Here is a 12,142-nt window from a genome sequence, read left to right as displayed (position 1 = left end):
TCAGTCAAATTAGGGTTTGAATGTCAGGTCTCCCACCCGCAACTCGGAGGTACTCTGAATCACATAACCCACAGCCGCAACGTCCGTTACGTCGATAATCCGAATCACTCCCGTCAGTTTGTAATCAATGACGTCAGATAGCGCACTGAGGTCACCGATTAGATAACCTGGAGTTGAATAGACAGATAACACTGATCCTACGTTCACATTACCGTTGCGGCCGATATCAATCGCTGCGTAATTTCCGCGCGCTCCATTTTCTTGCTCCTGATTCTCCCAGGCAATAATTGAAGCCTGTACGGCTTGACTGCCGCCAGAATTATCCTCGTTTGGGATTATTCTCTCGGTCTTTATTAGGGGAACCAGGATGTCATCCGTCATAACACCGAGCCGACTCGCCTGAATTATCCCACGAAATTTTCCATCACCTACATCACGATCGAGTCGAATTTGCGCTACGTATTCATACCTGTATCCAACTCTTTCATCCTTCCGAGCGCTCTCAACTTTACCGGTGTCACGCAAAATCGTGTAAGTCGCCCCCGCCTGTAAACCCTTCTCCGCCTCAACAATGACCTCCTCGCCTTGACCAACGGAAAATCCGCCAAGACGGCCAGCTAAAACGACTCCCATCGGATCTACTTCTTCGCCATAAATAAACATCGGGACATTTAAGGTCATGGTAGATCCAACAAAAATGCGCCCTCCCATCATCGGTTGTGGCGAGAGATCATCCACTTGATCCAAACCTACAAGACCTAGGAACACACGTTGAAATGCCTTTACTACGGGCATTACAAGCTTTTCAGGATTACCAGCATCGTCTTCTAATTGCGGACGTCGTTCTCTAATACTCCTTGCATTCTGATCTACTTGTTCGGAAATCAGCTGCTTTTCCTCAAGGTCTTCTTTATCGATAGGTACCACGTCCTCCTCAGACACAACCTGTAAGTAGGGTGGCACATCATCATCACCGGGATAAAACCTAAGGCGCATAAACGGAAAAATAAAATGCGGGTTCTTGATCTCGGGGTTGAGCGCCCACAACTTAGGCCAGTAACCTGGTTCGTCCAGCAACTGATCGCAAATGTCTATGAGTGTGTCACCCTCTTCGATTGTATAATCCTCAGGAGCTTCACCATCAGCAAGCAACCGCATAGTTCCGGGAAGCGGCGGTGCGCCCGCAAAATTGTTTCCAAGAGGTGGTGTTCCAAAATCTCCAACGGGGACATCGTCAACTTGATTGGAGAGTTCGGGAAGATCGAGAAGCGGATCGACTACAGGCGGAGCTGCCGTTGCCGCCTCCGTCAACTTAGGGTTAACCACTGGTGCAATGAGATACGTTGCCTTTGGGATTCCTGTCGCGGCTTCATCGGAATCCAAAGCAGTGTCCAAATTGTCTTTAGGCGTGGCCTGATCGAGCGGATCGACAGCAAGGCACACCTCAGCCATAAACACCGCTGAAAGCAGAATTGTGACCGTTTTGGCAATCGCCCGCGACATCATGATCTGCCCTTCTTTCAAAGCTTCTTATCTAAACTCTCTAATTCCATGCGAGCCATCTCAGCCGCATCAGCCAGCGGGTACTTCTGAATGACTGACTTAAATGTAGCCAACGCCGACTCCCTCAGGCCCATCTGCCACTCAACCCTTCCAAGATCCAGCCTTGCACGCGGTGCCCACGGACTATCACCATGCTTTTTCAAAAACTCTACGAGTAGCTGTCGTGCTGTGTTAAACTCCTTTAAATTTGCCCAACATTTCGCAATCCAGTACTGATGCATGGCAGCGTCTATCTGCTCACCAAATTTCTTTCCTATTGCCGCGTATTCAACAATCGCGCGACCGTAGCGGCCTGAGCGAAAGCTGTCATGGGCTGCTGCAACTGCCAACTCATACTCCTCGTGATCAGGTGCTGTTGACGGAGATCCTTTTCTGTCTCCGTCAGCCACCTTAGTGATCTTAAGCTGGGGAGCTTCCGGATCAGTTGACGGAGGCGGGAGATCCGGTACTGTTTTCTCTAAATCAACTGATTTTTTCTCGGCTGTCTCAGGATGCACTGACACAACAACCGTCTTCGGCTTCTTTGAGCGCTCGGGGTATTTTAATTCGTCAGGAACCAAACCAAGTGTTAATCCTCGCTCGAGGATGACGATCCGCTCCTTTTGACGCAAAACTTCCTCTTCTAATTCATCAACGCGGGCCCAGAGTTTTGCCACCTTCAAATCCCGCTCATCCTTGGCTGTCGATTCACCTGAGGCATGCTCGGCCGCTCCGTGTTTGGTATCATCTTTGCTAACCGCCAGAGGCTCAGTGATGGCTTGCTCTTTTTTGGTGAACTTTTGCACCATGGTGCAACTAGAGAGAAGCAGACCACCAATCGCAGGTATAGTCAGCCTCCTTAGGCGTGAGTGTAACTTTTTGGACGTTACCATCGCTTTATCTCCAACTAAAATGGCCGACTAAATTGCATCCTTCAACGCGAGCTGCTGTGTGAACTGCTTGATAGCAAGCTTAAAACTGTCACTTGGATCTCTGAATTGAATCCCAAGTCGGTAATGCCGGGAATATAGAGAAATTGGCGTATCGGTATTGACCTGAGTCATATGTTCTTTAATCTTCTTGATCCAGCGCACTTCAGCCTCGACAGGAATTGATGGCTGCATAGGCATATGTAAGTGCGCCTGCTTATCAACTACGCCGCGAAAAAGCTCATTACAGAGGGATGGAAACCTAGTAACAATACAAACACCTCCAGCGCTTATGTCGGCTATCGGCACCATGGATGCTGGTTGAAATTGATGCTCGTAAAAGGGCGGGCTGATCACATCGCTTACCTTTGGACCCCAAAGACTGAAGCTCAAAAAGCTCATTAAATGATCACGACAAAGGTATCTGTCGGAGCTTCTCCGCTCCAAACTAACCAATGTCTTGGGGAAACCAACACGGACCCAGGATGTTCCACGCTCCAGAATCGGTGTTGAAAACATGATTTTAGTCGCCATGGTAGCGAACTCAACTTGCAAACCGCCACCGACTTCAATCATCTCTATCCCGGCTTTTGAAACACCACTAAACCCAACGAACCGACGTCCTGATGCATCAGCGCCGATCTCATGAGCTCGTGCTTTGATGGCAATAGCTGAGTTTGCTCCAATCACCCGCAGCACCAGTGGTATTTTCGCCTCACAAACGCGCACTAGAATGCGCTGAATGCGCTCCTGAGATGAAATTTTGAGGCGATTTTCCGTCATTTAGCGGCGGGTCCACTGGATTCAATTTTTCCATTGATACGTCGACTACGAGGGCACCGAGGAAAAACCAAAGAGCATAAACGAAGGCAGAGTCTCTTAGATTATTTTGCATGAGCGCAGAAATAAAGGTGGCGACGGCGAGATAGCTCACACCTTTGGAGCTTGCCGGAGACAAGCGACGCCAGCCAATCATCAACCCGATAATCCAGATGGCAAGACCGGCAAAGCCGACTAGGCCGGTGTCGGCAAGATACTGTAGGAAAAGGTTATGAGCTTCATATACTGTATCATGTTTTCCGATACTTACGAAGTAGGCCTGCATGGCATCTTGCAGACCCGATCGCGAAACTCCGGTAATCGGATTTTCCATAAACATGCGCCAATGCAACTTCCAGAAGACAAGACGCGGAAATCGCTCCTCTAAGGTTTGATTGTCAGAAAAAATCTCAGTAAATCGCGACAGAGCAGATCCCTCTAACCAAAGAATTGCGAAAACTCCGATAACAATCGGTACTATGCGCGACTTTAGTTGCCATAGTCGACGACCTTCACAAATGAGAATGGTAGCCCCAATGACAATGAGCACAAATCGCGAGCCGGAGATCAAAAGCATACAAAGTGACAAAACAAAGCAACCGAACCACCATACGCGATGCTTGTCAGTGCTATTTACTTGATACCAACAAAGCGCTAATGAAACCAAACATACCAACATAAGATTGTAAGCGAAGGTCAATGGATGCCCCATAAAACCGGATACTCGGTAAACTCCATAGGCGAACCTATGGGGTCCCAGGCGGGCATGGAATCCATGCACCCAATCGATCCCCGTCCAATGCTGGAAAAGCACGTAGACAAAAAGTGCTAAAAGCCACCAAAACATTAATCTGCCCGCATGTTTCAGTCGCCAACCATAGAAACTTGCCGCAATTACTCCCGCACTCAAAGTACACCACAGCAACCCATACTTAACCGCAGTATGACTCCAGACAGCTAGTGAAGGACCGATAGGCTGCGTCCACGGCGATAAAAACACGCCCAAAAATGCTGCTAGAAAATGTGCTCCCACAAGCCCCAAACAACCAAAGGTCAGTGGACGAAGTACAGCGAAAGCGTGCTGCATAACTGCAGCGTTTGGAGGATTAATCGAACTTGGTAGACTCCGCAGGTTAAGCGTAAGGAGTCGCCAAAAACCAGTCATAATTAATAAGGTCAGGACAGCGCAGGCGAAAGTATATCCAGCAAATATCGGCAGGGTGGTCGCAAGTAGTGCCAATCCCATTGCAATTGTAATAGCTCTACCCGCCCTATTTGCCACTTAAAGCACTCCAGTGTGAAAACTTGAATGGTCTCCACTGATGGTATGCGATAATTCTCTAGAACAGCAATTCCATTTGAAGGATCATGATGGCTTTGAAGAGGCAAAAAGTGAGGTTCAAACGTTTTTCACTCTGCTTTCTACTTTTCCTATCAGGTGAATGCCTGGCGGAGACCGATGGCACCTATGATCCTAATCCCTTTCAGAAATCATATGTTCGACTGGAATTTGCTCAAAACTATCCGGAGGCATGGGCGCAATTAAGCCTAAGACCAGGAAACTTACAGCCGAACCTAAGCTACATCCATATCGTTAACTCCACTTGGATGATGGCCCTAGGTGGCGGCCTACGAACATTTGATCGAGTGAGCACGGAGGCGGTACAGGCACCAAGTCGGACTTTAGCAATTTTTTCGTTACACCATGAATCAGCGCGCGTCTTTCGCATTTCGCATCCCTTTTACGGATCACTGGGTGTTAAGATTTCATACTTGCTACCGTCACGTAGTGGCAAGCTGCCGCCTCTTCGCGATCCTATCTATCCAGCAGAAATCGGCGCGGGCATATTCGTTCAGCTCATCCATACGATAAGCCGCGACGTAATGATCAATCTACGAGTCGATAGATGGCGTGGTGTGAATAGTTCCAAGTTAGCAGGACTGGAAATAGCAGGGGGCTTAGCAATCAATACGAATTAGGGCAATTGCTGATATTGTTCGATTTCTGAGCTAGTACAACGCGCCATTCTTAACTGGGTTTTCCACCCAAAACGTTGGGTCGGCCATAATTTATTGATCCCAAACTCACGAATATAATGATCGGTTGCATCAGAATCTTCGAAGAATTTGCCACTTGAAAAAATATTCGCTGATACATGGGCAAATATTTTGTCCACGCGCGACGGCGCTTCCTCGCCTACTGTGGCCATAAAAAGATCATTGATCGGAGTGGCCGTGTAACAACGGGAAGCCACCTGGCAAAACCCGGCCGAGGCATCTCTGAGCTGCAAGGTTTTGACAAATTCGGCGAAGCGCTTATTTGTTTCGTCACCTGGTAGGTAGCCACCAACAACCACGCGCTTGGGACAAATTTGCTCCTTACGCATTTTGGCAAGAATACGCTCCTGAACGAATGTATACCATACATAGGCACCAGAATTTACCGGTGGCATCTGCACGTTAAAAACCACGACAGGCTGACTCTCAAACTCGAGAGTGGTAGTCATCAAGAACCCACCACTACCCATGGTCCACGTCTCTCCACGACCGTCAGTCTTAAGGGTAAACTTGAGTGGTGGACGGGCGGCTATTACCATGGACTCAGCTTCTTGGGTGTCTCCGTACTCACTAATCTGCTGTTGGCGCCATTCGTATTCAGACAACGAGCCGGCACCCAATATACGACTGTCAGACTCCGCTCCACTACCGATCCGTTCCATACTCTCCTGGAACATAACGATATCGGGCTGGGAATTACGCAAGTCACGATCAATCATTTCCAGCCTATCACGTCGCAGCACCCAGTCTCCTTTCCAGGGTCGCTTGACCAGCCGACTGGGAGTCCTCTGATTAAACAGAGACGCATTAAGAACTGTTAACGGTCTGCTATCGTAATTGGCAGGCCGACTGAAAATGTCAGTAATACATCCAAATGCGCCGCCAAAGACAGCGCATGCGATGAAGATCTTTAAGTGTTGCTTGATCCCTGTCAATTTAGCAGCCCAGGTAACGAGAAATCACTAATCTCTGGATTTCACTGGTCCCCTCGCCAATCCGCAGTAAAGCCGCATCACGGTAGAAACGTTCGATCGGATACTCTTTCATAAGGCCATAACCACCAAAGGTCTGCTGACCCTCGCGCGCACAATACTCCGCCACCTCAGAGCAATAGAGCTTGGCCATAGCGGCCAGCTTCTGAAACGGCTTATGATTTTGCTTGAGCCAGGCTGCTTTGTAGAGAAGACTCTCTGCCGCCTCGATTCGCGTGGCCATCTCTGCCAATTTGAAACCCACCGCCTGATGTTGAGCGATCGCCTTGCCGAAGGTACGACGCTCCTGGGCATACTTGAGTGTCATATCCAAGGCACCTTTGGCCAAACCGAGGCCCATAGCAGCGATGGATAGACGTCCGTTATCAAGAGTTTCCATCATGATCTTGAAACCCTGACCACGCGTGCCGAGCATATTCTTGGCGGGAACGCGCACGTTATCAAAGTAGAGTTCACCCGTATTTGACGCGCGCCACATCATCTTGCCATGCATAGCCCGTGCCGTTAAACCAGGTGTCCCAGCCGGTACTATTAAACAAGACAGCTCAGGCCGCCCATTGGCAAGGCGCCCAGTCACTGCCTGAACGGTAATGCCCTTTGTCATCGAGCTAGCGCTGTTTGTGATCCAAAGTTTACTACCGTTGATAACCCATTCTTGCCGCGTCTCGTCAAAGGTGGCCGTGGTCTTGCTAGCCTGAGCATCGCTTCCAGCCTCAGGCTCAGTTAGGCCAAAAGCCCAAAGACCCTCGCCGGTACATAAGCTGGGCAGATAGGTACGTTTTTGCTCCTCGTTCCCGTAATAATATAGCGGAGCAGCGCCTAAACTGTTGTGAGCGGCGATAGTCGCGGCCTGTGAACCGTCAATTCTGGCTAGTTCCTCGACCGCCACTACATAGGAAATATAGTCCATACCTTGCCCGCCGTACTCATGCGGCACAACGGTACCAAATAGGCCCAAAGCGCCCATCTGTTCTGTGAGCTCAAGCGAGAACTCTTCTTTTTCATCCAACTCCCTCGCCCTTGGTGCGATCTCATTTTCAGCAAATTTACGCACAGTATGGCGCATTAAACTCAGCTCTTCATTGTCCTCGAACTCATAACTCATCACCATATCTCCAACTTGGAAAAAACCAATTTACGAAAATGCGCTTAACGATCACTCTTCTAGCGGTAGATCGCGGATGCGCCCCTCACGACCGGTCGCCCCCAGAAGTATTCCAAGATACGATTTATAACGCCACTTGGTCAGCTCACCAGCTTCTACTGCGGCACGAATTGCACAATCAGGTTCATCGAGGTGGCGACACTCTCTATATTTGCATTGCCCAAGATAAGGACGAAATTCAACAAAACAATGGCTGAGCTCGATAGGTCCTTTTTCTTCGAATGTGAAGCTACGGATTCCGGGCGTATCAATCACGTAGCCACCGCTACCCAACCTAATGAAGCTAGCAAAAGAAGTTGTATGACGGCCCTTATAAAAGATGTTGTCATCTTCTTCTACGACCTGCTCGATTTCCGGTCTAAATAAGTTCACTAGCGACGATTTACCTACACCGGAGTGACCAGACAATAGGGTGATCTTACCCTGCAAGTGTTCGCCAATGTCCTTGATTGTCGGATCTCTGTTAGCTGTGGTTGCATTCGCCTGGACCGAAAACACGGTGTAGCCGATACTCTTGTAAAGGTTCACCATAGCCTCCGCCTCGGCAATGTCCTCGGCCGAGCCCTCTTCCTGCAAAAGATCACTCTTATTCAGAACGATAATCGGCGTAATACCCTCGCACTCTGCCAACACCAAATAACGATCGATCAACCCCCACTTGACCTTGGGACTAAGGTAACTGGCGACGATGAGCAACTGATCCATGTTGGTAGCGAGTACGTGCTCTAAACCGGGCGTGTGTGGATCTAGTCGTGCTATTTTTGAGCGTCGAGGAGCCAAATGCTGAATCACACATTTAGGTAAATCTGCCTTGGTCTTTACGACATGCTCTCGATCCGGTGTACAGAGGACGTAGTCGCCTACAGCCACGAAATTACGCTCAGATCTTTCAGACACCAAATATTTGCGTGCAACTTCCGCTAACCATACGTCTCTTGTATCAATTTTACCGAGTTCAGTCTCTGTGGATACAAATGCATAGCGCTTATGGACTTCGACAACGCGAGCAGCGAATGCCCCACTTTCGCCGCCAACGTTCCAGTCAGTGGAGGGCTTTCCAAAAGTCTCACCTGGCTCAATGGCGTGAGTCTTTTTACGTGATTTTTTACGAATTTTGCCGATCTTTTCGAGACGATCGGTGTCCTTCAAATGCCATTTGGCCATCTTATACTCTTAATTCTTTTTCGGTGCGCTGACATTCATACGATAAATACTGTCGCGGATATCTGAGCTCAACATGAGCACAGCTTTACCTGCTAGCTCCGCCACCTTATTGCTTGCTCGCAAAACCCCCTCGGTTTCGGTTCCTAGGTAGCCTAGATCAACCAACTGATCGACAAGTTTGAGCAGGACTTTCTTGTCATAAAATTCTGCATCGACAAGACCGCTCAATATGGCGATTCTCTGGGCCATCAAAGTCACCTGATCAACGTAGTCATCCACCTTTACGGTTAGGCCGGCTTCGGCCCTCTTTGCCAATATCGCAAGCGCGATGGCATACCGCTCTAGTTGCTGCCCCAAGCAGCGGCCTAGTACCAGCAACGTCGTTAGGTCGCGACTTGTCACAGAGGGTCGCGATAATTCCCCATCGCCTAGCTGGACCAAAAGCCCTTGGTCGACCATCGTACTAATCACTGTGGTCACAGTGCGTTCTATCGCTTCCTGAGGCCAACGCAGAAAGAATTCCTGCTTGAGAATTGGGTAAAATTGTCCAACAGCAGTCACTAAAGTCTCAACGTCCAATTTGTCGTTGTACGCAAAAAAGGCGGCAATAAGAGAGGGTATCGCCAAGAGATGAAGTGTATTGTTGCGATAGTAGTTGAGTAGAATTGCGTCTTGCTCTTCGACAAAAATAACATCACCGCCCGGGTGTTGGAACCGCTGGACTTTGGCCACACTCATGGCAGCGAGGAGCTGCTCTCGGGCATCACCATCGGGTAGAGAGACATCTCGACTGTAAGGAGCTGCTCGCATGGATGCTGTAAACTTTTCCATCATGTAGAGGAGGTCTTCTTCTGCCATGGCCTTAGTTGGCGTCGATATCAAAATCAGCGCCAGAAGAGAAACCGGACTGACAATTGCCGCACCGTTAATCCGCGTCAAAACTTCAGTCGCCAGACTTTCAACCACCGGTGGCATCCAATCTGGTTTGTGATTGCTGGTGACAGCCTCACTATCCCAACCGGGATGTTTAATGTTTAAGTAGTCAGTTAAATAGATGGGCTCGGCAATACCAATGTAGGCCTTACCAAAATTAGTTTTCAGCACACGACGAGCTTTAATCAACTGCCCTGCTGATTCTTTCCGCTTTTTAGCGCCTCGCAGCTCGTGCTGGTATGTGCGAACTTCAACCACCTTGTCGTATCCGACGTAGATCGGCACGATAGCTATTGGACGCTCAGAGTTCCTGAGATAACTATGGACCACCATGGCAAGCATGCCAGTCTTTGCTGGTAACAGGCGCCCCGTACGGCTGCGTCCTCCTTCTGTATAAAACTTGAGTGAATACCCTCTTGTCAGCAGGTAATGGACATACTCGTTAAACACTACCGTGTAGAGACGATTACCATTGAAAGTGCGACGTATATAAAATGCGCCGGCTCGACGCAGGAAGCCGCCGACCGGCCAAAAGTTCAGATTAATCCCAGCAGCTGTATGCGGAGGCATGAGCCCCTGTTGATAAAGCGAGTAGGCGAGAAGTAGGTAGTCGAGATGACTCCTGTGAGCGGGGAGATAAACAAGCTCATGAGTTTGCTCAATCGCTCTGAGTCTCTCTGCGTGCTTAATGACGACGCCGTTGAATAAACGATTCCACACCCAGGTAAAGAATATAACTGCCAACCGGATGATGGGATAACTCTGCTCACAAGCTATTTCCATAATATAGCGGCGTGCTATCGCTTGCACCTTGACGGCTGGCACTTTTCTCTTGCGTGCCTCGTCCTCTATGACATCTCGGAGCGCCTTGCTCTGCAGCAAGATAGAGGCAACGCTATCACGGCTCGGTAGACTTGGGCCAAGCACCGTATTACGTTGTCGCCGAAAGTGCACACGCAGCACACGTCGTAGTTTTTTGGCAGTTTCTGCCACTCCCGCCTTTTCATCCACCAAGGCACGAAGGGAAATAGGTGCTCCAAGATTGACGTAATTGTTACGCCCTTGGGCGAATACGATAAAAAGCTTCTGGAGAATTCCAGCATGCTCAGCATCGAAAAATAGTAGACGCATGATGGACCGCTCTTCGCGTCCGGGATTGCGCCCCCAAAATACACAAACAGGAACAAGTTGAATTTCTAAGTCGGGATTTTCCTCTGCGAGTTTGACGAATTTGGCCAGTGGCGATGGCGGCTCCTTGCCGCTTTCTCTATCAACCTGCAGTAAACCAACTTTATTTAAATAAATATAGGTCGCGGGACCAAGTTTATGAATACCACTGCGAGTCGTCTCTGGCACAGGCAAGCCGTGTTGCTGGCACAGATCCTGGAGGACAAGCAAATCTGACAAAGACCGCGAAGGCAGCACGTAACACACCGGCACACCCGGCTTTAGCCCCAACTCTGTCGCCGGAGATTCCGGTGACAATTTGGTCTTAACCCAAAGGCTTTGGATTTTGCGTAACCACCAAAGTGGAAGAGCTGAGATAGCAGATTTATTTCCCACGTTGTTAATCCAGTTCAATATTGTCAATCAAACGCGTCGCACCCAGTTTTACCGCCACCAACAAAACAGCCGGCGCGTCCAAATCAGACTCAAAAACATTGAGATCACTGCGTTTCCTAATCTCAATATAGTCGAGCTGGAGTTCCTTATGAGACGCAATTTCCTCATGGCATGCAGCAAGCAGTTTAGTCGCTGATCTTTCGCCTGCATGAAAGAGCTGGCGTGTCGCCTGAAGTCCTCGGTGGATCGCGGCGGCGATAGGCCGTTCCTCTTGTGACAAAAAGCGATTGCGACTACTCATAGCTAGACCGTCAGGTTCGCGTAGCGTCTCACAACCAATGATCTTGGTTTCAAAATTGAGATCCTCAACCATTTGCTCTATCAAGCGCCATTGCTGGTAGTCTTTCTTGCCGAGGAATACGATGTCTGGCTTTACTAGATTGAACAACTTAAGAACGACGGTCAGCACTCCCTCGAAGTGGTGAGGTCGCGAAAGCCCCTCGAGCAGCCGCGCCATACTCTTGCCGTGTACAAAAGTCTGGAAACCCTGCGGATACATGGTCGTGTCATTGGGTAGAAATACGGCGTCCACGCCCTCACTCGCCAGCAATGTAAGATCCGCACTGATCGTGCGCGGATACTTGGAGAGGTCCTCATGAGGAGCGAACTGAGTGGGATTCACGAATATACTCACGAGGACCCTGTCGGCCTGAGCCCTAGCCGCCCGAACCAAACTAAGGTGGCCTGCATGAAGCGCCCCCATGGTGGGTACGAAAGCCACCTTGTGACCTTCGGTCGCCCAGGATTCACGCCGGGCCTTTAAATCTGCGATAGATATAAGTGTAGACGGTAGCATCGATCGTTCTCGTTGAAGTCCCGTAATTAAGCCGTTAATTGCCTGAAACAATCTAGTATCACTACAGCAGCCACCAGATTATGACAATCAGCGAAAGCCACGCAAATAGCCTCATCCACCC

Annotated in this window: 10 protein-coding genes; 1 reads left to right on the top strand and 9 read right to left on the bottom strand. The window is 49.4% G+C overall.

Annotated elements, in window-relative coordinates; all coding sequences use genetic code 11:
* Positions 1–9 precede the first annotated feature (9 nt).
* The 4 genes from FJ146_00830 to FJ146_00815 are packed head-to-tail and all read right to left on the bottom strand — an operon-like array spanning position 10 to position 4,572.
* Positions 10–1,506, bottom strand: a complete 1,497-nt coding sequence (locus tag FJ146_00830) for a LysM peptidoglycan-binding domain-containing protein (GenBank protein MBM4250499.1) — start codon at positions 1,504–1,506, stop codon at positions 10–12.
* 14 nt (positions 1,507–1,520) lie between these two features.
* A complete protein-coding gene (locus FJ146_00825) occupies positions 1,521–2,435 on the bottom strand; it encodes a tetratricopeptide repeat protein (protein MBM4250498.1) in 915 nt (304 codons plus the stop codon).
* Between the two features lie 27 nt (positions 2,436–2,462).
* Positions 2,463–3,254: a PilZ domain-containing protein gene (locus FJ146_00820; protein ID MBM4250497.1), complete on the bottom strand. Its 792-nt coding sequence runs from the start codon at positions 3,252–3,254 to the stop codon at positions 2,463–2,465.
* Positions 3,187–4,572 (bottom strand): hypothetical protein, encoded by a 1,386-nt coding sequence (locus FJ146_00815; protein ID MBM4250496.1) that lies wholly within the window; start codon positions 4,570–4,572, stop codon positions 3,187–3,189. Before FJ146_00815 ends, FJ146_00820 begins: the two co-directional genes overlap by 68 nt.
* A 110-nt stretch (positions 4,573–4,682) precedes the next feature.
* Here FJ146_00815 and FJ146_00810 point away from each other — a divergent pair, with 110 nt between their 5' ends.
* Positions 4,683–5,270, top strand: coding sequence for a hypothetical protein (locus FJ146_00810; GenBank protein MBM4250495.1), 588 nt, complete (start codon positions 4,683–4,685; stop codon positions 5,268–5,270).
* Here FJ146_00810 and FJ146_00805 read toward each other — a convergent pair.
* The 5 genes from FJ146_00805 to FJ146_00785 form a co-directional block, all read right to left on the bottom strand.
* Positions 5,267–6,091, bottom strand: coding sequence for an endonuclease/exonuclease/phosphatase family protein (locus tag FJ146_00805; GenBank protein MBM4250494.1), 825 nt, complete (start codon positions 6,089–6,091; stop codon positions 5,267–5,269). The genes FJ146_00810 and FJ146_00805 overlap by 4 nt on opposite strands.
* Before the next feature lie 193 nt (positions 6,092–6,284).
* On the bottom strand, positions 6,285–7,445 hold the full coding sequence (locus tag FJ146_00800; protein MBM4250493.1) for an acyl-CoA dehydrogenase: 1,161 nt from the start codon (positions 7,443–7,445) through the stop codon (positions 6,285–6,287).
* A 51-nt stretch (positions 7,446–7,496) separates the two neighbouring features.
* Positions 7,497–8,669 carry a ribosome small subunit-dependent GTPase A gene (gene rsgA, locus FJ146_00795; protein ID MBM4250492.1) on the bottom strand — a complete coding sequence of 391 codons (1,173 nt, stop codon included), beginning with the start codon at positions 8,667–8,669 and terminating at the stop codon, positions 7,497–7,499.
* 9 nt (positions 8,670–8,678) lie between these two features.
* On the bottom strand, positions 8,679–11,192 hold the full coding sequence (plsB, locus tag FJ146_00790) for a glycerol-3-phosphate 1-O-acyltransferase PlsB (protein MBM4250491.1): 2,514 nt from the start codon (positions 11,190–11,192) through the stop codon (positions 8,679–8,681).
* A complete protein-coding gene (locus tag FJ146_00785; protein ID MBM4250490.1) occupies positions 11,170–12,021 on the bottom strand; it encodes a pantoate--beta-alanine ligase in 852 nt (283 codons plus the stop codon). The genes plsB and FJ146_00785 overlap by 23 nt, the downstream gene beginning before the upstream one ends.
* Positions 12,022–12,142 lie beyond the last annotated feature (121 nt).

It is taken from the genome of Deltaproteobacteria bacterium, assembly GCA_016874735.1.
Taxonomy (GTDB): domain Bacteria; phylum Bdellovibrionota_B; class Oligoflexia; order Oligoflexales; family CAIYRB01; genus CAIYRB01.
This window is presented reverse-complemented; position numbering and strand designations above follow the sequence as displayed.